The organism is Ruegeria sp. AD5 (genome assembly GCF_056542345.1).
On record NZ_JBQFZR010000001.1, the window covers coordinates 1,639,868 to 1,661,627 of the forward strand.

General features: G+C 56.3%; 22 protein-coding genes and 1 pseudogene. 15 read left to right on the forward strand and 8 right to left on the reverse strand.

The window, feature by feature from the left end:
- Positions 1-3 precede the first annotated feature (3 nt).
- Positions 4-1,452 (reverse strand): pyridoxal phosphate-dependent decarboxylase family protein, encoded by a 1,449-nt coding sequence (locus ACR0JG_RS07845; RefSeq protein WP_480568777.1) that lies wholly within the window; start codon positions 1,450-1,452, stop codon positions 4-6.
- 106 nt (positions 1,453-1,558) lie between these two features.
- On the opposite strand from ACR0JG_RS07845, the gene ACR0JG_RS07850 reads away from it, so the two are divergent.
- The 3 genes from ACR0JG_RS07850 to rpsO all read left to right on the forward strand — a co-directional run bounded on the left by ACR0JG_RS07850 (position 1,559) and on the right by rpsO (position 3,606).
- Entirely contained in the window at positions 1,559-2,062 is a 504-nt protein-coding gene (locus ACR0JG_RS07850; RefSeq protein WP_480568780.1) for a DUF1643 domain-containing protein, read from the forward strand.
- A 96-nt stretch (positions 2,063-2,158) separates the two neighbouring features.
- Positions 2,159-3,193 carry a calcium-binding protein gene (locus ACR0JG_RS07855; RefSeq protein WP_480568783.1) on the forward strand — a complete coding sequence of 345 codons (1,035 nt, stop codon included), beginning with the start codon at positions 2,159-2,161 and terminating at the stop codon, positions 3,191-3,193.
- A gap of 143 nt (positions 3,194-3,336) precedes the next feature.
- The gene (rpsO, locus tag ACR0JG_RS07860; RefSeq protein ID WP_050605082.1) at positions 3,337-3,606 is read left to right on the forward strand and encodes a 30S ribosomal protein S15; all 270 of its coding nucleotides are present in this window, start codon (positions 3,337-3,339) and stop codon (positions 3,604-3,606) included.
- A 387-nt stretch (positions 3,607-3,993) separates the two neighbouring features.
- On the opposite strand, the gene ACR0JG_RS07865 is transcribed toward rpsO, so the two are convergent.
- Positions 3,994-5,241, reverse strand: a complete 1,248-nt coding sequence (locus ACR0JG_RS07865; protein WP_480568786.1) for an MFS transporter — start codon at positions 5,239-5,241, stop codon at positions 3,994-3,996.
- Between the two features lie 449 nt (positions 5,242-5,690).
- Between ACR0JG_RS07865 and ACR0JG_RS07870 the strand changes: the two genes are divergently transcribed.
- Entirely contained in the window at positions 5,691-5,900 is a 210-nt protein-coding gene (locus ACR0JG_RS07870; RefSeq protein ID WP_480568789.1) for a hypothetical protein, read from the forward strand.
- Positions 5,901-6,016: 116 nt separating this feature from the next.
- On the opposite strand, the gene ACR0JG_RS07875 is transcribed toward ACR0JG_RS07870, so the two are convergent.
- On the reverse strand, positions 6,017-7,618 hold the full coding sequence (locus tag ACR0JG_RS07875; protein WP_170513982.1) for a BCCT family transporter: 1,602 nt from the start codon (positions 7,616-7,618) through the stop codon (positions 6,017-6,019).
- 268 nt (positions 7,619-7,886) lie between these two features.
- Here ACR0JG_RS07875 and ACR0JG_RS07880 point away from each other — a divergent pair, with 268 nt between their 5' ends.
- The 4 genes from ACR0JG_RS07880 to pnp all read left to right on the forward strand — a co-directional run bounded on the left by ACR0JG_RS07880 (position 7,887) and on the right by pnp (position 11,383).
- Positions 7,887-8,240 carry an ArsR/SmtB family transcription factor gene (locus ACR0JG_RS07880; protein ID WP_170426150.1) on the forward strand — a complete coding sequence of 118 codons (354 nt, stop codon included), beginning with the start codon at positions 7,887-7,889 and terminating at the stop codon, positions 8,238-8,240.
- Positions 8,221-8,643: an SRPBCC family protein gene (locus tag ACR0JG_RS07885; RefSeq protein ID WP_223117202.1), complete on the forward strand. Its 423-nt coding sequence runs from the start codon at positions 8,221-8,223 to the stop codon at positions 8,641-8,643. The genes ACR0JG_RS07880 and ACR0JG_RS07885 overlap by 20 nt, the downstream gene beginning before the upstream one ends.
- Positions 8,640-9,008 (forward strand): DUF1761 family protein, encoded by a 369-nt coding sequence (locus tag ACR0JG_RS07890; RefSeq protein WP_170802591.1) that lies wholly within the window; start codon positions 8,640-8,642, stop codon positions 9,006-9,008. Before ACR0JG_RS07885 ends, ACR0JG_RS07890 begins: the two co-directional genes overlap by 4 nt.
- A gap of 224 nt (positions 9,009-9,232) precedes the next feature.
- Positions 9,233-11,383 carry a polyribonucleotide nucleotidyltransferase gene (gene pnp, locus ACR0JG_RS07895; protein WP_170515055.1) on the forward strand — a complete coding sequence of 717 codons (2,151 nt, stop codon included), beginning with the start codon at positions 9,233-9,235 and terminating at the stop codon, positions 11,381-11,383.
- 293 nt (positions 11,384-11,676) lie between these two features.
- On the opposite strand, the gene ACR0JG_RS07900 is transcribed toward pnp, so the two are convergent.
- Together ACR0JG_RS07900 and ACR0JG_RS07905 are read right to left on the reverse strand one after the other, a co-directional pair.
- On the reverse strand, positions 11,677-12,177 hold the full coding sequence (locus tag ACR0JG_RS07900; RefSeq protein WP_170394711.1) for a helix-turn-helix transcriptional regulator: 501 nt from the start codon (positions 12,175-12,177) through the stop codon (positions 11,677-11,679).
- A 36-nt stretch (positions 12,178-12,213) separates the two neighbouring features.
- A complete protein-coding gene (locus ACR0JG_RS07905) occupies positions 12,214-12,726 on the reverse strand; it encodes a hypothetical protein (protein WP_170802594.1) in 513 nt (170 codons plus the stop codon).
- Between the two features lie 250 nt (positions 12,727-12,976).
- Here ACR0JG_RS07905 and ACR0JG_RS07910 point away from each other — a divergent pair, with 250 nt between their 5' ends.
- Positions 12,977-13,606 carry a TIGR02466 family protein gene (locus ACR0JG_RS07910; RefSeq protein WP_480568793.1) on the forward strand — a complete coding sequence of 210 codons (630 nt, stop codon included), beginning with the start codon at positions 12,977-12,979 and terminating at the stop codon, positions 13,604-13,606.
- A gap of 376 nt (positions 13,607-13,982) precedes the next feature.
- Positions 13,983-14,918, forward strand: a pseudogene (locus ACR0JG_RS07915) (Hint domain-containing protein).
- A 39-nt stretch (positions 14,919-14,957) separates the two neighbouring features.
- Here ACR0JG_RS07915 and ACR0JG_RS07920 read toward each other — a convergent pair.
- Complete coding sequence (locus ACR0JG_RS07920) at positions 14,958-15,608, reverse strand: peroxiredoxin (protein WP_170408508.1); 651 nt, start codon at positions 15,606-15,608, stop codon at positions 14,958-14,960.
- Between the two features lie 218 nt (positions 15,609-15,826).
- On the opposite strand from ACR0JG_RS07920, the gene ACR0JG_RS07925 reads away from it, so the two are divergent.
- On the forward strand, positions 15,827-17,266 hold the full coding sequence (locus ACR0JG_RS07925) for an aldehyde dehydrogenase family protein (RefSeq protein ID WP_480568796.1): 1,440 nt from the start codon (positions 15,827-15,829) through the stop codon (positions 17,264-17,266).
- A 55-nt stretch (positions 17,267-17,321) separates the two neighbouring features.
- Here ACR0JG_RS07925 and ACR0JG_RS07930 read toward each other — a convergent pair whose 3' ends face one another.
- Together ACR0JG_RS07930 and ACR0JG_RS07935 are read right to left on the reverse strand one after the other, a co-directional pair.
- Positions 17,322-17,756, reverse strand: a complete 435-nt coding sequence (locus ACR0JG_RS07930) for a glyoxalase superfamily protein (protein WP_170426134.1) — start codon at positions 17,754-17,756, stop codon at positions 17,322-17,324.
- 175 nt (positions 17,757-17,931) lie between these two features.
- Positions 17,932-18,783, reverse strand: a complete 852-nt coding sequence (locus ACR0JG_RS07935) for a bifunctional helix-turn-helix domain-containing protein/methylated-DNA--[protein]-cysteine S-methyltransferase (RefSeq protein ID WP_480568799.1) — start codon at positions 18,781-18,783, stop codon at positions 17,932-17,934.
- A 120-nt stretch (positions 18,784-18,903) separates the two neighbouring features.
- Between ACR0JG_RS07935 and ACR0JG_RS07940 the strand changes: the two genes are divergently transcribed.
- The 4 genes from ACR0JG_RS07940 to ACR0JG_RS07955 all read left to right on the forward strand — a co-directional run bounded on the left by ACR0JG_RS07940 (position 18,904) and on the right by ACR0JG_RS07955 (position 21,723).
- On the forward strand, positions 18,904-19,353 hold the full coding sequence (locus tag ACR0JG_RS07940; protein ID WP_480568802.1) for a MarR family winged helix-turn-helix transcriptional regulator: 450 nt from the start codon (positions 18,904-18,906) through the stop codon (positions 19,351-19,353).
- Between the two features lies 1 nt (position 19,354).
- Complete coding sequence (locus tag ACR0JG_RS07945; protein ID WP_480568804.1) at positions 19,355-19,996, forward strand: cysteine hydrolase family protein; 642 nt, start codon at positions 19,355-19,357, stop codon at positions 19,994-19,996.
- 96 nt (positions 19,997-20,092) lie between these two features.
- A complete protein-coding gene (gene nth / locus ACR0JG_RS07950) occupies positions 20,093-20,737 on the forward strand; it encodes an endonuclease III (protein WP_480568807.1) in 645 nt (214 codons plus the stop codon).
- The gene (locus ACR0JG_RS07955; RefSeq protein WP_480568810.1) at positions 20,734-21,723 is read left to right on the forward strand and encodes an adenosine kinase; all 990 of its coding nucleotides are present in this window, start codon (positions 20,734-20,736) and stop codon (positions 21,721-21,723) included. The genes nth and ACR0JG_RS07955 overlap by 4 nt, the downstream gene beginning before the upstream one ends.
- Positions 21,724-21,760 lie beyond the last annotated feature (37 nt).

The following is a 21,760-nucleotide window of genomic DNA, read 5'->3' on the forward strand; positions in this document are numbered from 1 at the left end:
TGTTCAGGCGGCGATACGCAATTTGTGACCCAGTCGAAGTATCTCGGAAACCAGTAGATCCAGATCCTGCTTTTGCGTGCGGTGATTGTTGACCGCCACCCGTAGGCAATGCGCTCCCTGAACCGTTGTATCCGATAAAACCGCTGTGCCTTCCTCTTGCAGGCACAACATGATTTCGCTGTTAATCGCACGCAGAGTTTCGGGGCTGAGACCGCCCGGGTCATAGCGGAAACAAACGATGTTTATGTTGGTGGGGAACATCAAGGTGAGGTCATCCTCTGCCTCGATCAGCGAAGTCAGATAACGCGCCTTTTCGATATCCTGATCAATGAGCCTGCCGAATTTCTGAACGCCGTGCTCCTTCAAGGACATCCAGACCTTGAGCGCTCGAAACCCACGCGAAGTCTGAATGCCGTAATCGTGCAAAAACGCCGCCCCGGCGACGCCTCGGGATTGCGGTTCCAGGTATTCCGGGGTCAGAGTAAATGTCGCGTGGTGGGCATCATGGCTTCGCACCAATGCGCAACCCACTTCGAAAGGCGCATGTAACCATTTGTGTGGGTCGAGCGCGACGGAATCCGCGCGTTCGATGCCGGACACGCGCCAACTGTTATCATGGGCGATTGCAATTAACGCACCGATACAGCCGTCAACATGAAACCACAGGCCTTCCTCGCGGCAGAAATCGGCAATCGCCGACAAGTCGTCGATGGCGCCTGTGTTCACGGTTCCGGCGGTGGCAATCACACAAGCGGGTTTAAGGCCGTCTGCGCGATCCTGCGCGACCATGCCGGCAAGCGCTTCAAGATCCATCGTCAAATCGTCTTGCGTAGGAACACGCCGCAGCGCCTTGTTGCCCAGACCCAGTGTTTCGAGCGACTTTTGGTGACAACTGTGCATCTGATCCGATCCGTAATACCGCATCGGCTTATCCATGGCGGCGATGCCCTCTTCGCGCATGTCGATCCCGGATTTAACGTTGCGGGCCACCGTCAGCCCGATCAAGTTTGCCACGCTGCCGCCGCTGACCAATGTCCCACTGGCTCCTTCCGGCAGACCGATCATCTCGCGTAGCCAGTCGACGACTTGTCGGTCGATCAGGGCTGCCGCATGATTCCCTCCCCCTAGGTTCGATCCCTGAACCGCAGCCAGAAAATCCGCCATCGCGCCTGTGAAATTGCTCGCGCCCATATACCAGCCCCAAAACCGGGGATGAATATTGCCCATTGGATACTGCATGACCTGAGACTGGACATCATCCATCAAATCACCCAACGGCATACCCTGCTGCGGCGCGGGCGTTTCGAACCCGTTGCGTATGGCAATCGGCATATCTTTCCAAATCGACCTATCACGCACATCACGCGTATGATCCAACGCCATATCCAACATTTCATGTGCTAACTTGCGGGTCTGCTCCCAATCCGCCGGATCCAATGTCTCGAATGTCATGTCTTCCCCCAGAATAAGCCGTTCAAATGAAGGCAGGTATAGCACAAGTTAAGGATCAGGACATCGCCCCTTGTAAACGGGCCTAATTCCAGCCAAACCCGACTGCATGATCACCCGTTCTCATACCAAGGGCGACGCGCCCTCGACTGCCATCTACTCCGATTGCGAAAAATACCGCTATAGCCTGACCCGTATCTGGAACCCGGCGGGCCGCAAGGCGTTGTTTGTGATGCTGAATCCGTCGACGGCGACCGAGGTGCAGAACGACCCCACGGTGGAACGTTGCGAGCGTCGCGCACGCACACTGGGTTTCGGAGCTTTTCAGGTCACCAATATCTTTGCCTGGCGCGACACTGATCCGCGCAAGATGCGAGCATCTGCAGATCCGGTGGGGCCTGAGAATGACGCAGCCATCCTGGACGGCGTGGAATGGGCGGATCAGGTCATCGCCGCCTGGGGCACCCATGGCGGACATCTGGAACGCGGCCCCGCAGTTGAGGACTTGCTGCGCGGCACGGGCCAGCCCTTGTTCCACCTTGGGCTGACCAAGGACGGTCATCCGAAGCATCCTCTCTACATTGCGTACACTCAGCAGCCCGAACCCTGGTGATAAAGGGTTAACCACGCTCTCAGCTTCGCTTTGACCAAGCCATTGTTTGCATGAGATGTTTTACACTCGGAGCCATTGTGCTTGCGGAGGGTAGATATGTTTCTGATCGGATTATTCGGAATGGCCGCCATGGGTGGTGCCGCCTACGCAATCAGCGACGTACTTGTGCCAGAAGACAAAGGCGATGACGAGGAGGAAGACGATCGCATCGAGGAAACGGCCGACGACGACCTGTCGGAAGGCAATTTGCTTGACGCGGACGAGAATGTCGACGAGCCCAGCTCTGCCGAGGAAACCGACTCTGACACTGGTGAGATTGTGTCCGAGTATGAAGGCGATCTGGTCATTGCGGGCGATGAGGATGCGGATGTTCTGACCGGGCAGGAAGGCAACGATCAGATCAACGGATATGGCGGGGACGACTGGATCGACGGCGGCGCTGGCAACGACGTGTTGTATGGTGGTGGTGGCGGGGACGTCCTGTTTGGCAACCTCGGGAATGATGTGCTCCATGGTGAATATGGTGACGACGCGTTGGACGGAATGTCAGGAAATGACGACCTGTATGGTCATTTCGGAACAGATGATCTGAGCGGCGGTGATGGGAATGACCGGCTTTTTGGTGGTCAGGGCGATGACACGTTAAGCGGCGATGACGGCGACGACGCGCTACAAGGCGGAGATGGCGACGACTACCTTGTTGGGGGTGCCGGTGAAGACGCCCTGTTTGGCGGAGATGGTGATGACATCTTGTCCGGAGAAGATGGCCTGGACGAGCCTGCGCGCGACTTCCTGAACGGGGGCTCTGGGGACGACGTCATTCTTGCCGAAGACGGCGATGTGGTCACAGGTGGAGAGGGTGAGGACGAGATCGTTGTGCAGTCCGACCCCGAGCAGGAAGCCACGACAATCATGGATTTCCAGATCGGTCACGACAAGCTTCTGATCACCTGGGACAACCCGGAAGAACCGGAATTGACGATCGAACAGGACAGTCAAAACAACAGCTTGACCCATGTTCGGGTCAATGGCGAAGACGTCGCTCAGCTTTTTGGCGCAGAGGGTCTGACTGTTGAAGATATTCAGTTTGTGACCGAAGCCCAGTTGGAGCAGTACGCCTTCACTAGTTGAGCCTGCAGAATCCCTTTGCCATTTGCGGTGAATGCGCCTATACGCGCCCATCCGCATCGGAATCGGTGCGGTTTTCTCCATGGGCCTGTGCTGGACGACATCCCGGCCTGCGCCATCAACTCTAACCTTTAAAGGAGACCCCGATGTCGATTACTGCCGCTGATAAAGCACGCGTCATGAAAGAATTCGCAACCAAGGACGGCGACACTGGTTCGCCTGAAGTCCAGGTTGCTATCCTGACCTCGCGCATCAACACCCTGACCGAGCACTTCAAAACCCACAAGAAAGACAACCACGGGCGTCGTGGTCTGCTGAAGATGGTTGCTCAGCGCCGTAAGCTGCTGGACTATCTGAAGGGCAAAGAAGAAGCACGCTATCAGGACCTGATCAAAAAGCTGGGCATCCGCCGCTAAACGCGTTTTGTTCATGTTGTACAGGCGCTGAGGCCCTGTTCGTACAAATTGTACATCTTGTACGCCCGCCATTTGGTGGGCGTATTTGTTTTGGTCACTGTCTAATCTAGTGAACTGTGCGGCGCGCGAATTTCCCGTCATGTTCATGAGAGACGGCACACACATACCTGCGGCCCAAACCTTACCGCTACGCAAAGAAGCGCAAACTTTTTTTAACTTCCTGTGAACCACTTCACTGAACGCGGTCAAAGATTGCGCCATTCTGAGGATGTTAGTGAGTAGGCGCTTCTTTTGTTTCGAGCGTCAGGTTTTTCATAGTCCTCCCTTTTTTACTGGGCGTGCCTGTAGCGGGCGCGCCCATTTTCGTTCGGGACACACTGATGAAACCTACTTGCCTTTGGTATCAAGCGCCTGAACGCCGGGATGGCGAAACAGTTTCGCCATCGCAATCAATGCCAGTACACCGCAGATGACCGCGAGCACGAAAGGCATCCGCAAATTGATAGCCATGAGGGACCCGCTGAGGGCCGTAATGGTCCCGGAGCCCAACGCGTAGATGGCGACTGTCACACCCATGACCCAACCTTGCTCGGTTGGGCCGACGCTCGCGGAAAACAACGAAAGCATGGTCGGGTACATGATCGCGAACGCGATGGTTATCGGAACAATCAGGACATAGGTCAGATCGGCCATGGGGTTCAGCATGAAGGCCAATATCCCAAGTGCCATCGCTGCAATGGAGACATACAGAATCGGAAACTTTTTGTACCGCTCGTGCAGCGGCGCGGTGAGGTAGGCACTGCCAAAGGCCATGGAGACTCCGAACACGGCGAGGGCCATGCTGTTTTGAAGCGTACTGAACTTGAACCGGGTCAGCAGATACGTGTCGATGAAGAAGAAAAACGCATTCAGGCACATCAGCGAGAACAACATGACGACCGAAAGCCGCAAAACGACCGGGTGCGAGAAGACTTTCCACAAGTTCAAAACAACATCTAAAAGCCCGAAGTCAATTTTTTGTCTTTTGAAACCGGGTTCGGAGAAGAAGAACAGAATCAGCGCCATGTTGATCAGGATCAGGGCAATGGCGACGTAGAAAGGCAGTTCCAGTGACGCAAATGATCCCATCAGGTTTTGGTCGCTGAGCAATCCTGAAATCAGTGGCCCACCGAGCAGGCCCAGCGCGGATGCCGCAACAATCATCCCGAGGTTTTTTGATTTCTCCTGATCGTCATGGCTGATGTCGATCAATGCGGCCTGCGCAATGGGTTGATTGGCCGTCGTAAACCCGGAAATGGCGCGCCCCAAAAGTAACAGCCAATAGCTGGACGTCATGATCGCGGCCACAGTCAGAACATAGCCGATCAGGGCACCGGTAAGGCAGATCATGATGCCTGTTTTACGCCCGATATAGTCCGACAACTTGGCGATGAAGGCCGCCCCGAAAAAGTAGAACAGAAAGAAGACGACAATCAGAATCGTATAGTCGAGCTGGCGGATATTCGTCGCTGTTCCATGTGCGAGGAAAGCCTGGTGTGGATCCAGCAGGATCGTGTTGAAAATCGGCACGATCAATCCAAAACCCATCACGTCAATGAAAACGACCAGCAACAGAGACAATCGTGAAAGGTTCATAACAGCATCCTCATTACGGTCCCGGAATAATCCAATTTCAAAACGTCGAGGGGGCCGGCCACATCACAAGAAACACGCGCTGCGCCAAGATTTGCCCGGAGTCAGGGTATGGGCTCTTTTGTTTTCTGTCCAATTTGGCGTGGCGACGGGCGGTATCCGGGGCGCTGACCTTGGGTTTCGAATTGTGACGCCGCGTCGCGAAAGCCGGGCCCTAGGTTAGAAGGTTGACGTAAGCGTAAGCAGTGCCGTGATTTTTTTCCAAGCGGTCAAAAAAATGATGCAAACAGCAGATTTCTTCCCCCTTTCTCGGCACCCCATTTTTCTTACATGGACGGTGTCGCTGCGGGTTCACACTCACGGAAGTTGGTCTTTGAGCCCTTCCCTCAAGTGGCTTGGACCTGACCCGCAGCGGCAAGGATTTGATGACCATATGTTGCGGGAGTTGAATGATGCCATTGAAGTCAATTCTGAGCCGGGTGTTTGCAACCAAGATGTCTGAGACGTCCAACGCCACAAATGCGCGGTCGATTTTGAATAATCCCTACGACCATAAGAAGGCAATTTCGAAGGTCGAGACAGCGGCGGTTCTTCGCGGGATCCTAGAAGATGAAAAGATGGAATATCCAACCCAAGGCAAACGCGAGGATTCGCTGCACTGACCGCCGTTTGGTACGCTCCCGACGACTGCTGCATGGGCACGCGCTACAGGGGCCGCTCCGGACCAAAAACGCCCGCCGAATTGGCGGGCGTTTCGGTTTTCTCAGGATAATCCCAGTTACATCTTGGCCTTTTCTGATTTAAGCGCCAGCCACAGGCAGTAGCACATGATCAGAACCACCAAGGTAAACGGAATTCCAGTCGACACCGCTGCCCCTTGCAAGGCAGAGAGACCTCCGCCCAGCAGCAGTGCGATTGCGACGAGGCCTTCAAGCGTGCACCAGAACACGCGTTGCACAACCGGTGCGTCCATCTTTCCGCCTGCCGTGATCGTGTCGATCACCAGCGAGCCTGAGTCCGACGATGTGACAAAGAATACAACGATCAGGATCAGAGCGATCGGGGCAATGATGCCGTAAAGCGGCAGTTCCTTCAGGAACCCGAACAGCGCACCTTCTGGGGCGTAACTGTCGATCACCGTGGCGCGGACGCCCTCTGCTCCGCCTGCGTTCAGCATGTCAATTGCGGCGCCACCAAAGGTCGACATCCACAGGGCGCAAACCGCAGTGGGTGCCAACAAGGCGCAGATCACGAACTCACGCACCGTACGACCTTTGGAAATGCGGGCGATGAACATGCCCACGAAAGGTGACCACGCAATCCACCAGGCCCAGTAGAAGGTTGTCCAGCCGTGGAAGTAGCTGGTGTCTTCCCGACCGAACGGATTGGACAGGGCCGGTAGATGGGTCACGTAATCCACCATAACGTTGAAGTACCGTGCAATGGCGGTTCCGACACCGGTAACTACGATGACGAAGATGAACAGTCCTACGGCCATGATCATGTTGATCTCACTCAACCGTTTGACACCTGCATCCATGCCCATCAGGACCGAGCCCAGTGCGATCATCGTAATGCCTATGATCAGCAGGACGGTGACGGTGGGGCTGGGTTCGATGCCAAAGACCTCATACAGCCCGGCGGCCACCTGTTGTGCGCCCAAACCCAATGATGTGGTCAGGCCGAAGAGGGTCGCGAATACTGCCAGAGTATCGATGATGTGGCCCCACCAGCCCCAGACGCGCTCGCCCAGGATCGGATAGAAAGCCGAACGCAGGGTCAATGGTAGCCCGAGATTATAGCTGAAGATTGCAAGCGCCAGACCAACGGCCGCATATACCGCCCAGCCTTCGAGACCCCAATGATGGATCGTGCCGACAATGCCGATGTATTCGTTACCCGGCACAGCGATATCGATGCCCAGCGGGCGGGCGTTGCCGTCTTCTGCAAAGTTGTAATAGACCGGCTCCATCACGCCGAAGAACAACAGCCCGATGCCGATCCCGGCCGCGAACATCATCGCGATCCATCCGGCGTAGGAATAGTCGGGTTTGGCGTCCTTGCCGCCGATCCGCACCTTGCCCACCGGCAAGATGATCAACACCAGACAGAACAGGGTGATTGCGTCAACCGACAGCACCAGAAACCAGTCAAACGTGCTGGTCAGCCATGGTCGGAGCCAGCCAAAGAACGTGGCTGCGGATTCCTGATTTGCCAGCGCGATCAGGACGAACGCAAAGATCAGGATACTAGAGATCAAAAAGACCGGGTTATGGATGTCCAGACCGAAAGGCCGGACATTGTCCTGCCCCAGCTCATATTCGGTCTCAAAGTCATAAATCCGGGGATCCGGATCCAGCATTTTCTTGGTTTGTGCCATGCGTCTGCCCTTCTGTTCGCTACGTGCAAACGCCAAGGTATTCGACCGGCGGACGGAGGTGATATTCGTATTCCCTTGGCGCGTTTCCGTCGTTTCGACCGCAGGTATGGTGGTTTCAGCCTATACGGATACTAAATTTTCACCAAATATATTCGATTTCGCGAATAATTAGGCGGTGGGAGCGACCGAATTAGCTTTCAGAGCTGCAAGTATCCTGTTATTCAACCAAATGGTTGACTGAAGCAGAAAAGGCATGTAATTCATCCAAATGGTTGAACGAGAGAATCGCTATGACCTAAGCGCTATATTGAAGGCCGCGTCCGACCCAACCCGCCGCGTGATCCTAACGATGCTCGCGCAGCAGGGCCCCTTGCGGGTGACGGATATTGCGCGGCAATTCGATATGAGCCTCAACTCGGTTTCCAAGCACATCAAGGTGCTCGAGAATGCCGGGCTGGTGCGGCGTCGGACGGAATGGCGCGAGCATCTGATCGAGGTGCAGATGGCCCCCTTGTCAGCCGTGGATGACTGGTTCGCCGGGCTGCGTTCGATCTGGGCGCTTCGGCTGGACGCCTTGGAAACTGCTTTGGAGGACCCAGAAGATGACGGAACTGTCCCTTGAAATAACCCGCGCCATTCCGCACCCGCCGGAAAAGGTTTTTGATGCTTGGCTAGACCCGGAAATGCTGGCCAAGTTCATGCTGCCCGGTCCCAACATGTCAGTGCCCGAAGCTTATTCTGACGCCAAGGTAGGGGGCCGGTTCAAGATCATCATGCGCGCGCCCGAGGCCGGGGACCTTCCGCATGAGGGCGAATACAAGGTGATCGACCGGCCCAATCGGCTGCAATTCACTTGGAATTCTCCTTACAGTCAGGACGATTCCACCGTGACGCTGGATTTCACTCCAACCGATAAGGGCACGGAATTGCGCCTGCACCACATCCGCTTCCCTTCGGAAGAAAGCCGAGACAATCATGAAGGCGGCTGGACCCGAATCCTTGAGACGCTGGAGGGTGCGCTGTGATCAACTGGCTTGCCCTTGGCGCGGGAGTCACCGCCGCCTTTCTGCTAGGGTGGCTGGTCTACGGACCCGTCGGCTTTCAGAAACGCTGGGCCGAAGGTACTCGGATCGATCCGACACCGCCTGACACACCACCTCTGCCTCAACTGGCAGCCCAGATCATATTTCTGATCCTGCTGGCTGCTGTGATCGCCGTGACCGAGACCACCAATAGCCTTGGCGTTGCAGTTCTGGCCATCCTCGCAGTGGCTGCTCAGGCCGCATCGGTCGGGGCATGGGCGCAGAAAAGCGGCTTCGCCATCGCAGTCGACACCGGATATGCGCTGGGCTGCGGCGTGGTGATGATATTGGCGCACGCTATCCTTTGATACATCGGCCCCTGCCCAGCTTGGGCGGGGGTTAGGCAATCCCCTGCCCCCCAAAAACTCCCGACTTTCCAAAGCTTGCAAACTGATGTATGGGCCTGTCATCTGAGACGTTGTGCCCTGACCCCGGCACTCGAATGGAAGATAAAGTGGGGTCGGCGGCAATGGGGCCGCCATGCAAACCGGAGACCCGCAGGGGCGGGAGTGCTCCGTTCTAGGATACGCATATGTTTGATGTAACAAAGAAATCGATTCAGTGGGGCGAAGAGACGCTGACACTGGAAACCGGCAAGGTTGCCCGTCAGGCCGACGGCAGCGTGATTGCCACGCTGGGCGAAACCAGCGTCATGGCAAACGTGACCTTTGCCCGTGCTCAAAAGCCCGGTCAGGATTTTTTCCCGCTGACCGTGCACTATCAAGAAAAATACTATGCCGCCGGTAAGGTTCCGGGTGGCTTCTTCAAGCGCGAAGCGCGCCCGACCGAGAAAGAGACGCTGACCGCGCGTCTGATCGACCGTCCGATCCGCCCGCTGTTTGTTGACGGCTTCAAAAACGAAGTTCTGGTGATGTGCACCGTGCTGTCCCACGATCTGGTCAACGACCCCGACATCGTTGCGATGATCGCGGCATCCGCTGCTCTGACCATTTCCGGCGCGCCGTTCATGGGTCCGATCGCCGGTGCCCGCGTTGGTTTCGAGGATGGCGAATACGTTCTGAACCCGACCGTCGACGACATGCAGGACCTGCGCCTGAACCCTGAACAGCGTCTGGACCTGGTTGTTGCCGGTACCAAAGACGCCGTGATGATGGTGGAATCGGAAGCTTACGAACTGTCCGAGGCGGAAATGCTGGGCGCGGTAAACTTCGCGCATGAGCAAATTCAGCCCGTGATCGACCTGATCATCTCGCTGGCCGAAGAAGCCGCGAAAGAGCCGTTCGAATTCGTCGCCCCCGATTACTCGGAGCTGTCCGCCGCTGTTTCGGCTGCCGGTGAAGAGAAGATGCGCGCCGCGTTCGCGATCACCGACAAGCAAGAGCGCACCGCCGCTGTTGCCGCGGCCCGTGAAGCGATCAAGGAAGCGCTGACCGAAGAGCAGCTGGAAGACGGCAATCTCGGTTCCGCTATGAAGAAGCTGGAAGCAGGCATTCTGCGCGGCGACGTCGTCAAAGGCGGCAAGCGTATCGACGGTCGTTCGACCACCGATATCCGTTCGATCGTCGCAGAAACCTCGATGCTGCCGCGGACCCACGGTTCTGCCCTGTTCACCCGTGGTGAGACTCAGGCATTGGCCGTGACCACGCTGGGCACCGGCGACGATGAGCAGTTTATCGACGCACTGCACGGCAACTTCAAATCGAACTTCCTGCTGCACTACAACTTCCCCCCCTACTCGGTGGGTGAAGTTGGCCGCGTGGGTGGTCCGGGCCGTCGTGAGATCGGCCACGGCAAGCTGGCATGGCGTGCCCTGCAGGCGGTTCTGCCTGCGGCGACCGACTTCCCCTACACGATCCGCATCGTGTCGGAGATCACGGAATCCAACGGCTCCAGCTCGATGGCGTCGGTCTGCGGCGGTTCGCTGTCGATGATGGATGCGGGCGTCCCGCTGAAAGCGCCGGTTGCCGGTGTGGCCATGGGCCTGATCCTGGAAGATGACGGCAACTATGCCATCCTGTCGGACATTCTGGGTGACGAAGACCACCTTGGCGACATGGACTTCAAAGTAGCTGGCACCGAAAACGGCATCACCTCGCTGCAGATGGACATCAAGGTTGCGGGCATCACGCCTGAGATCATGGAGAAAGCCCTGGCGCAAGCCAAGGACGGCCGGATGCACATTCTGGGTGAGATGGGCAAAGCCCTGTCCGAAACCAACGAATTCTCGGTCCACGCGCCGCGCATCGAGACCATGAACATCCCCACCGACAAGATCCGCGAAGTGATCGGCTCGGGCGGTAAGGTCATCCGCGAGATCGTCGAGGTTTCGGGTGCCAAGGTCGACATCAATGACGACGGCGTCATCAAGATCGCGTCGCCCGACGGTGAATCGATCAAGAAGGCCTATGAGATGATCCACTCGATCGTTGCTGAGCCGGAAGAGGGCCAGATCTACACCGGTAAAGTGGTCAAGATCGTCGACTTCGGTGCCTTCGTGAACTTCTTTGGCAAGCGCGACGGTCTGGTGCACGTGTCCCAGATCGAAAACCGACGCCTGAACCATCCGTCGGATGTTCTGAAAGAAGGTCAGGAAGTAAAGGTCAAGCTGCTGGGCTTTGACGATCGCGGCAAGGTGCGCCTGTCGATGAAAGTTGTCGATCAGGAAACAGGCGAAGAGATCGTTCCCGAGAAGAAAGAAAAGAAAGAGGAAAGCGCAGAGTAATCTGCCTCTTTTGCAAGAACGAAGGCCCCGGTAATCTGCCGGGGCCTTTTTCTTTGGGCGAATGTCGAGTGCCGTAGCGATACTGTGGAATGTGCCGATCATCAGCTGGTGCTGGGGTAGGCTTCAATTTAGATGAGGATACAGTTTTAATCGCTGAGTGCATTGCCCTGAAACAGAGCCTCGCAACCACTTAAAACGTTGGCTTACAGGCCCGAGGCATCTACTTGGGCGTTCTTTTCTACTCATTGCCGATAAATGAATGAATTTACGACGATATCCGATCGTTTCTTGGTTTATTTCTTTTCTTCGATCAAAAGCTCTTCTATGAGCGCGCCTAACAGTTGCGTCCTCGATTTGACCTTAGCTTTTTTGTAGATTGAATTGTTCTGGGACTTGATTGTTCCCTCGCTGGTCTCGCGCAGTTTAGCTATTTCTGCGAGGGACAGGCCCTTTACGGTGAGCAGTGCAACATCTCGTTCCGCAGCACTAAGGCCCCAACGGTCGAACTGTAGTTCCAGCATCCGAAAAAACTCGCCTTGAGCCTTTCGCAGGTTCTGTTTGACTTCTTGGTGACGTCGCAAAAACAGCCTGTGGCTTTGCCAAATCAAAAGCCCCCCAAGAATAAACCCAAATAGGGTGATGAGAGCCGTGATTTCATGGACCACCCAACTCGCGGAAAAAATGTAGTACCCTGTTATTTCGCCAATCAATTCGATCACGAACGTCAAAGCAGAGATCGCATATACAGCGATCCCCGCTTTGAACATGGCTTCTTTTTTAAACCATTTGTTCAAACCCCAATCTCGCTTGGGCTCAAGTTGGAAGCTGAATTAATCATCGTCGCCTTCGTCATCCCCTTCGCCATCGTCGCCTTCGCTATCGCGCTCGCCATCGTCGCCTTCGCTATCGCGCTCGCCATCGTCGCCTTCGCTATCGCGTTCGCCGTCATCGCCTTCGCTGTCGCGCTCGCCATCGTCACCTTCGCTATCGTTTTCCCCATCGCCTTCGTCATCGTCACCTTCGTCATCAAATCCTTCGTCGTCATCTTCGTCGTCATCTTCGTCATCAAAATCTTCGTCGTCATCTTCCTCATCGTCGAACTCATCGTCTCGCTCTGAACGATCCCGAACGATGGTTCCGTCTTTCCCCAGCACCACTTCTCTCTCGATTCCAGGTCCAGTTGCTTCAAAGCGAAGATTCCCAAACAGCGTGTTGGTTATTTCGATTCGTTGGAAACCTTGTTCTGTGAGTTCGTCGATGATGTCTTGCTTGGTGGTTTGCGAAAGCGCCGTGGTGGCCATCAGAACGAAAGTTGATGTCAGACCGATAGTTTTCTTGTTCATGTTCCCATCCTCAAAGGAATTGCCAATTGAACTAAAACATCGGCGCTTTGCGATGGGAATATAACTTAGGTTGGTTAGGCCAGACTTGAACCAAAGAACTATATCCTCAACGGTACTGGGTAATGCGCGCAATGTGCGGGAACGTGGATTTGGAGAGCGCCGAAGAATTTATCAGGAGCAAATTCCTGAATTTGATCTCGGACCGATCTGAATTTACAGCCATGTAGTTTTTGAAGGTGACACCGAGGATATGCCCGAAGCCAAGAAATTCGAAAAGCTCTTCTCTACTCCAATGATGCGATTTGTGGTGCCTAACAGTGCAGCGCTTAATGCGGCGATTCTGTTTGAGGCCGAAAAGATGCGTGAGGAAGACGAGGGTGCCTCAAAATCCAATCGCGGCGGATGGCACTCAAACGGAAACCTCTTTGATCGCGATACGCCCGCTATTCAGAATTTGCGAGACGCGGCCGAAGATGCGGTGTTTCAAATAACGCGAAAGGTCTCAGACAAGGTTGAACTGGATAAACTTCGCCTGAAACTGTTCGGGTGGATAAACGACAATCCTTCCGGCGGGTACAATGCGCCGCATACTCATCCCGGCGCGCATTGGTCTGGAGTGTACTATGTTTCTCAACCCGAGATCGAAGAAGGTTCGTCTGGAATGATTGAGTTTCTCGACCCTCGAAACGAGTTGCCTCACTGGCGCATACTTCAGGCGAGTGCTTTTCGGAACAAAAAGAAGCTGCGCCCGGCAGCCGGCGAAATGATCCTTTTTCCATCCTATCTGACCCATTGGGTCCACCCAAACCAAAGTATAGAAAGCCGCGTCACGGTTGCCTTCAACGCAACCTTTCGACGCCCAAAATCGAATCCCAGTTAATCGCCTCGAGATACGCAGCCTCTGTGGTATCGAACATCATGGCAATGTTTCGCCTGGTCAGCGCAGTCAGCGCGGCTTTCAGTTTCCATCAGAAGATACAATCCTTTGGCAGCGAGACCGCGTTCAACTGACGTATCCGATCCCAACCACCGCCTCGGCAGGCGTGCACACAGTCGATCCAACCATAGCCAATCTGCCTTTTTCGATCAGTGCCGCTTTCGAGCCCTGCGAGTCACGGTAAACGATATGTTAACACTTCTAAGTTGAGTTAGCTCAAAGTTAAGGAAATCCAAATCATCTGGGACGTCGCCGCGCTTTGGCCTCTATCACCATCTTTGAGATCGACGGAGATCCGTTTGGCAACCCCAGTGTGACGGTGACCCAGGGGTTTCAGGTCACCATTACTGATGATGATATTTTTCTCGAAAATCCGGACAACAACGGCAGCCAACAGTTCGATACCCTCCCAATCCCCGGGCTGAGCAGCTCCGGCAGCTTTCAGATATTTGAAGGCTACAGCGCGACGGTCGGAGGTGCACCAGTCACCTACACACTGCTGCAATTCTCGGGTACGCAATACATCGTTGTGACCTCGGGAAACGTTGCCGTTAACGATGTACTGACAGGCAACTCACTGGCCCAGAGTACTGCACCTGCGGTCGAATATGATAACCTTCCCAGCTTTGTCTGCTTTACTTCGGGGTCACATATTCTGACACCGTCGGGCCAGCGTCTGATCGAAGAAGTCAAAGCAGGCGATCATGTGATCACCGCAGATGGCACCGGTCGGGCCGTGCGCTGGGTGGGTCAGCGACGGCTGAGTGAGGCGGATCTGAGATAGACCCCTAAGCATTGCCCGATCCGGATCAGTGCGGGCAGTCTTGGGCCGCAGACACCATCGCGAGATCTGCTGCTGTCACCTCAGCATCGGGTTGTCGTGTCCTCACCTGCATTGGAATTGCATCATAGTCACCCGATGATGTTGGCGACGGCCAAGTCTCTGCTCAACGGCAAGTCTATCACGCAAGTACCGCCAAGCGGGGGCGTCGAGTACATTCACATTCTATTCGACCAGCATGAGCTGGTGAATGTCGAAGGATTGTGGTCGGAATCGTTTTATCCCGGCGGATATACGCTGGACGCGATGAGCAGTGCAGTGAAGGAGGAACTATTCGAGCTGTTCCCTGAGCTTCATTCCGACACAGGCGGCTATGGTGATACGGTGCTGCCGGTTCTGAAACCGTACGAAGTGCAGATGCTGCGCCCAGAGCTATCTGCCCCTTGCGGCGTAACCACGGCGTTTGCGCATTAGAAGAAGGCGGGGGCTTTCGCCCCCTGCCCGTTGATCCGATTACGACGGCGCTTTGGTTTTGCGCAGATACGGGAAGATCGTCTCGAACTCGCCGAACTTCTCTTTTGCCTCATCGTTGGAGACCGCAGGTGGAATGATCACATCCTCACCCGGCACCCAATTTGCGGGGGTTGCCACGCCCTTGGCGCTCATCTGCAGGCCATCCAGCGCACGCAGAATCTCGGCAAAGTTGCGGCCCACGGTCATCGGGTAGGTCATGGACAGTTTCAACTGCTTATCGGGTCCGATGATAAAGACAGAGCGTACAGTTGCGCTGTCGGCAGGCGTGCGGCCGTCGGGCAGATAGGCCTCGGCCGGCAGCATGTCGAAGGCTTTGGACACAGCCAGACCGTCATCGGCGATGATCGGGAAGCCGGGGTTGGCGTTGCCATAGGCCTCGATATCTTTTTTCCACTTCTTATGATCTTCGACACCATCGACCGACACGCCGATCACTTTGGTGTTCCGCGCCGCCCATTCATCGTTCAGCTGCGCAACTGCCGAAAACTCGGTCGTGCAAACAGGAGTGAAGTCCTTGGGGTGTGAGAACAGGATGGCCCAGCTATCGCCAATCCAGTCATGAAACTGGACGGTGCCCTGATCTGTCTCTGCGGTGAAATTCGGGACCGTATCATTGATGCGCAAACCCATTGGGAAACTCCTTTCCTGTGAAAAATCGCGAGTCGATTGCTGCCAACCTAATCACTTTGCGCAGAGGTTAAACCATTCATGTTGCGCTGTCAGAAGATTCAGTAGGTAGATAATTTGATCAAATTATGTTTTACCCTTGCCCGACACCCGGGTGGGTGACAGAGTGCGAATGAAAACCGACCGTTCGGTCGATTGATTCCTGATCCGGAGGATGAGCCATGATCGAAAAACGCGATTTCTATATCAACGGCAAATGGGTCGCCCCATTAGAGCCGAATGATTTCGAAGTGATCGACCCGTCGACCGAAGAACCATGCGCGGTAATCTCATTGGGGTCAGAGGCTGACACTAACGCAGCGATCGCCGCGGCCAAAGCTGCTCTGCCTGGTTGGATGGCAACCCCGGTGGACGAGCGCATCGCTTTGGTAGAGAAACTGGTCGATATTTACGCCACCCGCTCAGAGGATCTGGCCCAGGCGATGTCGATGGAGATGGGTGCACCGATCGAAATGGCGCGCAGCCAGCAATCGGGCGCGGGGATCTATCACCTGAAAAACTTCATCCGTGCCGCCAAGGCGTTCCAATTCGAACGTCCGTTGGGCGATCATGCGCCGAATGACCGGATCATCTATGAAGCGGTGGGTGTGGCAGCCCTGATCACCCCATGGAATTGGCCGATGAATCAGGTCACGCTCAAGGTCGGCGCGGCGGCGATTGCGGGCTGCACGATGGTGCTGAAACCGTCCGAGCAAAGCCCGCTGAACGCGATGATCTTTGCTGAGATGATGGATGAGGCTGGCTTCCCGGCTGGTGTTTTCAACCTGGTGAATGGCGATGGCGTGGGCGTGGGCTCTCAGCTCTCGGGGCACGCAGATGTTGATATGGTCAGCTTCACCGGTTCGACCCGCGCGGGCACTGCGATTTCCAAGAATGCGGCGGATACACTGAAGAAAGTGCATCTGGAACTGGGCGGCAAAGGGGCCAATGTGGTCTTCGCCGATGCCGACGAAAAGGCGGTAAAACGCGGCGTCCTGCACATGATGAACAACACCGGTCAAAGCTGTAACGCGCCCAGCCGGATGCTGGTGCAGCGTCCGATCTATGATCAGGCGGTTGAGACAGCCGCCGAAGTGGCAAACAAGGTCACCGTCGGCAGTGCCGCCGAGGAAGGCCGACATATCGGACCGGTGGTGAACGAAGTGCAGTGGACCAAGATTCAGGACCTGATCCAGAAAGGAATTGATGAGGGCGCGCGTCTGGTGGCAGGCGGTACCGGTCGCCCTGAGGGACTGAACAAGGGCTACTATGTGCGTCCTACGGTCTTTGCAGATGCCAACAACCAGATGACCATCGCGCGCGAGGAGATCTTTGGCCCGGTTCTGACTATGATCCCCTTCGACACCGAAGAAGAAGCCATCGAGATTGCCAATGACACACCTTACGGGCTGACCAATTATGTTCAGACCCAAGACGGTGCACGCGCCAACCGAATGGCTCGCGTCTTGCGGTCGGGCATGGTTGAGATGAACGGCCAGTCGCGCAGCGCTGGGTCCCCGTTTGGTGGGATGAAACAGTCCGGCAATGGCCGCGAAGGCGGGGTTTGGGGACTGGAGGACTTCCTTGAGGTCAAGGCCGTTGGCGGTTGGGCCGCCAAATAGTCAATCTTGGCGCTATCAAAATGTGAGGCACCCCAAGGGTGCCTCGCTTTGTTTCTTACGCAGGTCGGACGATAAGCTGCGGCTCTCCGTCCGACGTGTGACGGGTGGATCGACCATCCCAGCCAATCTCACCTGTCACCCGCTGGCGAAGGGACGAAAAACTGTCGAACCGGACCACATCTACGGGCACGTCGAACTGAAGGGTCACCCGGCGATGTCCGCCATCCCCAATCATGGTCAGACCGCGGATTTCGGCGGTGAAGGGCTGACCCAGATATCGGCCCTCAACCCGGTCACCAACGCGCAGCTGCACTCGATTTCCTGCCATCGCGTGCAACGTGTTCCAATCCCGCGCACCGAGTTGATGCGCCAACAGTTCCAGCGCCTCGCTATGTGATAGCTTCACTCCGGCGTCCTGCAGGCGTTTGCGCAGGCGTTTTGCCTGCTCTTTCAGCTCCGCAACCGGAGCGATGTTCTGAATATGTGTCATGGTGTGCCTCGTTTCCTGAAACGGGCGCGAAATCTGGACGGGGTTCGCATTGCCATCCGCGCGCCTGGAAAGGGCAACAGATGTGATTCAATCGGGTTTCACCAAAGCCTAAGGCCGCGAACGGCAGGGTACCCGAACCTGCCGTGCATATGGCAACGACGCGCCAGAATGTCAATCAGGCGTCGGCCTGCGCCGCCTCATAGGCCAGCATGGCGCGCTTGACGGGCAGTCCCCAGTGGTAGCCACCCAGGCCGCCCGATTTGCGTAGGGCACGGTGGCAGGGGATCAGCCAACTGACCGGGTTCCGCCCAACTGCGGTGCCCACGGCGCGCACCGCTTGGGGTGAGCCGACCCGCTGCGCGATCTCGGAATAGGTGGTGACCTGCCCCGAAGGGATGTGCATCAGCGCTTCCCATACCTTGATCTGCAGTGGTGAGCCGATCAGGTAGAGTGGGGTCGGCTCCAACCGGTCGCTGGCCGCATCGAAGGCGCTGAGCACCCAAGGCCGCAGGCGCATCGGGTCCTCGACAAAATCAGCATTGGGCCAACGAGAGATCATGTCTTCCATCGCCGCCTCCTCGCCTGTCTCGGCCCCAAAGGCGATTCCACAGATTCCCTTGTCAGTTCCCATGACCAGCGCAGGGCCAAAGGGGCACTCGAACCAGCCCCAGTAGATCGTGAGACCTGCGCCTTTGCGGGCGTATTCACCGGGGCTCATGGATTCCCATTTCAGGAACAGGTCATGAAGCCGCCCACTGCCGGACAGCCCCACATTATGGGCGGTTTCCAGCGTGGTGAAACGCTCGTGCAACAGAGCTTTGGCATGGCCAAGGGTCAGGTATTGCTGGTATCGCTTCGGTGAGACCCCGGTCCAGCGTGAGAACAGACGCTGAAAATGGGCAGGGCTCATATCCATCTGGCGAGCCAACTCATCAAGACTGAGACTCTCTCCGCCTTGATCGATCAATTCGATCGCGCGCCGCATGACGTTATAATGATATCCGCTTTCTGCTGTCTGGACGTTCATCGGTCACCTCATCAGTTACAGGAACAGTAACTTGCCCCTGTCGATCTTGCGACCCGGAACCTGCGCTTTATCTTGTCAACTGAGTTGACGAATCAAATCGATTTCTCCTACCATTCAGGTATGGGACACAGGTTGGATCAGCTTTATCAGGCAGTTCAGGCCACCCGGCCTTTGCTGCGGAACATCACGGCAGCAGTTGAGCAGGGCAGCCAGCGCAAAGGCGTGACCGTCGGGCAACGTGCCCTTTTGGAAGGTCTGTCGCTATCTCCCGGCGCGACAGCCCCGGTGCTATGCGCCGAGTTGCAGCTGAAACGACAATATGTCTCGCGCATCTTAAAAGAGCTGATGGGCGCACAGCTGATCGAAAGCCAGCCCAATCCCAAACGTGCAGGCACCTACTGCTACCGGCTGAGCCCAGCGGGCGAAGAGACGATCACGGCAATCAGAGCGGATGAGACGGCCAAGCTGACACGCTTTGCACAGGATTTTTCTGCGTCAGAGCTTGTCGCCTATCACAAGGTTCAGCTGGCCCTGACCCGCTATTTCGCAGAACTCGCCAAGGAGGCCTGACATGACCGTCCTTTGGATAATGGCGGCAAGCATCATGATCGCCGTGTTGTACATCCTCTTGCAAATCCGAAAGATTGGCACTCCGACAACCGGAGCCAAAATAGACCTGGCATCGCGGCCTGAAACGGCGCTGCTGGTGATCGATATGCAAACAGATTTTACCTCGATACCCACCTGGGATGACGCGCAAATTGAGGGTACCTTGTCGACGATCCGGTCAACGACGGACAGCGCCCGCCAGTCTGACTGGTCCGTGATTGCCATCCGTCATGAATTCAAGGGACGGCTGGCGAACTTGCTGAACGGGTGGTTCAATCAGGGGCGCGGCAACGCAGGTTCCGACGGAGTTGGATTGGATCCGCGTCTTGCGCTGAATCCCGATGCCGAGTTTGTAAAATCCGTAGGTGACGCCTTTTCTTCGCCTGGCTTTGAACGGTTCCTGCAAGACAAACGGATCGGAACGCTGGTTCTGACAGGGTTGGACGGGTGTCATTGCGTGAATAAGACCGCGCAGGGCGCGCTCAATCGAGGATACCGGGTTCAGATCAATTCGGCAGCCGTTCTGGCGGCTGATCCGAACCGGTGGCAGGGGATCAGGGATCAACTTGCAACGGCGGGGGTGGATTTCCGACTGCAGACGTGAGGCATAGGGATAAATCGACCAAGACCCGCGCCTAGGCAAAATCAAAACGCACCTTTTCAATTGCGACCGCTTGTCTGGCAGGGCATTAAGGCTCGGATGGCCAAACAACTCGGATACCACAAGATCCGCGAGATCTTTACGCGTTTTCACGACGCCGACCCTGAACCCAAGGGCGAGTTGGAGCATGTAAACGTCTATACTCTGGTCGTTGCCGTCGCACTGTCAGCGCAGGCGACCGATGCCGGCGTCAACAAGGCTACGCGCGCGCTATTCAAGATCGCCGACACGCCGCAGAAGATGCTGGAACTGGGCGAAGAAGGTCTGATCGAACACATCAAGACCATCGGCCTGTTCCGCCAGAAGGCCAAGAACGTAATCAAGCTGAGTCGCATTCTGGTCGAAGACTATGGCGGTGAGGTGCCCAACTCCCGCGCGGCGCTTCAATCGCTACCGGGTGTGGGGCGCAAGACAGCCAATGTTGTCCTGAACATGTGGTGGCGATATCCGGCGCAGGCCGTGGACACGCATATCTTTCGCGTCGGCAACCGCACAGGCATTTGTCCGGGCAAGAATGTGGACGCCGTCGAACGCGCAATCGAAGACAACATACCGACCGACTTTCAGCTGCATGCGCATCACTGGCTGATCCTGCATGGCCGCTATCACTGCAAGGCACGCAAACCGCAGTGCCCGACCTGTATCATCCGCGATCTCTGCGAATTTGAGGACAAAACCGAATGAAAACCTACCAACTGACCGGCATCGGAAACGCCGTTGTGGACGTGATTTCCCAAGCCGATGACAGTTTTCTTGAGCTGATGGGCATCGAAAAGGGCATCATGCAGCTGATCGAACAGGAGCGCGGCGAGGTGCTGTATGCCTCTATGGAAGGCCGGGTGCAGACTCCGGGTGGCTCGGTTGCCAACACCATCGCCGGGGCGGGTGCGTTAGGTCTGGATTCGGCCTTTATCGGGCGGGTGCATGATGACGCTCTGGGCCGGTTCTATGCGGATGCGATGAACGAGGATGGGGTGGATTTCGTGAACCCGCCGGTGCCGGGGGGCGAGCTGCCGACCTCGCGTTCGATGATCTTTGTCTCACCAGATGGCGAGCGGTCGATGAACACCTATCTGGGTATTTCGTCCGAGCTGTCTTCTCGGGATGTCTCGGAAGACGTCGCGGGCAACAGCCAGATCATGTTCCTCGAGGGCTATCTGTTCGACAAGGAAAAGGGCAAGGCGGCATTCCTGGAGGCCGCGCGCAACTGCCACAAGGGTGGCGGCAAGGCGGGCATCGCCATTTCTGACCCGTTCTGTGTAGAACGGCACCGGGTCGATTTCCTGCTGCTGATCGAGAATGAGCTGGATTTTGTAATCGGCAACGAGGCCGAAATCAAATCGCTGTTCGAAACCGACGATCTTGAGGAAGCACTGGCCAAAACCGCCGAGATTTGCCCTCTGGTCGTCTGCACCCGGTCTGGCGACGGGGTGACCGTTCTGAACGGCAACGCGCGCATCGATGTACCGGTTGAAAAGGTCGTACCCGTGGACGCGACCGGCGCGGGTGACCAGTTCGCTGCCGGGTTCCTGTTTGGCATGGCCACAGGTCGCGATTACGAGACATGTGCACGGATCGGCAATGTCTGCGCCCGCGAGGTGATCAGCCATATCGGCCCGCGCCCTGAGGCGAACATGCAGGAGTTGCTGCAGGCTGAGGGATTGCTCTGATCCCGCGAAACGCAACGTAACGCTGGTGCGTCACATT

Excerpts from the sequence above, each read along its gene's own strand:
- ACR0JG_RS07845 (WP_480568777.1), bottom strand. The coding sequence starts at position 1,452 with ATGACATTCGAGACATTGGATCCGGCGGATTGGGAGCAGACCCGCAAG.
- ACR0JG_RS07850 (WP_480568780.1), top strand. The coding sequence starts at position 1,559 with ATGATCACCCGTTCTCATACCAAGGGCGACGCGCCCTCGACTGCCATC.
- ACR0JG_RS07855 (WP_480568783.1), top strand. The coding sequence starts at position 2,159 with ATGTTTCTGATCGGATTATTCGGAATGGCCGCCATGGGTGGTGCCGCC.
- rpsO (WP_050605082.1), top strand. The coding sequence starts at position 3,337 with ATGTCGATTACTGCCGCTGATAAAGCACGCGTCATGAAAGAATTCGCA.
- ACR0JG_RS07865 (WP_480568786.1), bottom strand. The coding sequence starts at position 5,241 with ATGAACCTTTCACGATTGTCTCTGTTGCTGGTCGTTTTCATTGACGTG.
- ACR0JG_RS07870 (WP_480568789.1), top strand. The coding sequence starts at position 5,691 with ATGCCATTGAAGTCAATTCTGAGCCGGGTGTTTGCAACCAAGATGTCT.
- ACR0JG_RS07875 (WP_170513982.1), bottom strand. The coding sequence starts at position 7,618 with ATGGCACAAACCAAGAAAATGCTGGATCCGGATCCCCGGATTTATGAC.
- ACR0JG_RS07880 (WP_170426150.1), top strand. The coding sequence starts at position 7,887 with ATGGTTGAACGAGAGAATCGCTATGACCTAAGCGCTATATTGAAGGCC.
- ACR0JG_RS07885 (WP_223117202.1), top strand. The coding sequence starts at position 8,221 with ATGACGGAACTGTCCCTTGAAATAACCCGCGCCATTCCGCACCCGCCG.
- pnp (WP_170515055.1), top strand. The coding sequence starts at position 9,233 with ATGTTTGATGTAACAAAGAAATCGATTCAGTGGGGCGAAGAGACGCTG.
- ACR0JG_RS07905 (WP_170802594.1), bottom strand. The coding sequence starts at position 12,726 with ATGAACAAGAAAACTATCGGTCTGACATCAACTTTCGTTCTGATGGCC.
- ACR0JG_RS07910 (WP_480568793.1), top strand. The coding sequence starts at position 12,977 with ATGCCCGAAGCCAAGAAATTCGAAAAGCTCTTCTCTACTCCAATGATG.
- ACR0JG_RS07920 (WP_170408508.1), bottom strand. The coding sequence starts at position 15,608 with ATGGGTTTGCGCATCAATGATACGGTCCCGAATTTCACCGCAGAGACA.
- ACR0JG_RS07925 (WP_480568796.1), top strand. The coding sequence starts at position 15,827 with ATGATCGAAAAACGCGATTTCTATATCAACGGCAAATGGGTCGCCCCA.
- ACR0JG_RS07930 (WP_170426134.1), bottom strand. The coding sequence starts at position 17,756 with ATGACACATATTCAGAACATCGCTCCGGTTGCGGAGCTGAAAGAGCAG.
- ACR0JG_RS07935 (WP_480568799.1), bottom strand. The coding sequence starts at position 18,783 with ATGAACGTCCAGACAGCAGAAAGCGGATATCATTATAACGTCATGCGG.
- ACR0JG_RS07940 (WP_480568802.1), top strand. The coding sequence starts at position 18,904 with ATGGGACACAGGTTGGATCAGCTTTATCAGGCAGTTCAGGCCACCCGG.
- ACR0JG_RS07945 (WP_480568804.1), top strand. The coding sequence starts at position 19,355 with ATGACCGTCCTTTGGATAATGGCGGCAAGCATCATGATCGCCGTGTTG.
- nth (WP_480568807.1), top strand. The coding sequence starts at position 20,093 with ATGGCCAAACAACTCGGATACCACAAGATCCGCGAGATCTTTACGCGT.
- ACR0JG_RS07955 (WP_480568810.1), top strand. The coding sequence starts at position 20,734 with ATGAAAACCTACCAACTGACCGGCATCGGAAACGCCGTTGTGGACGTG.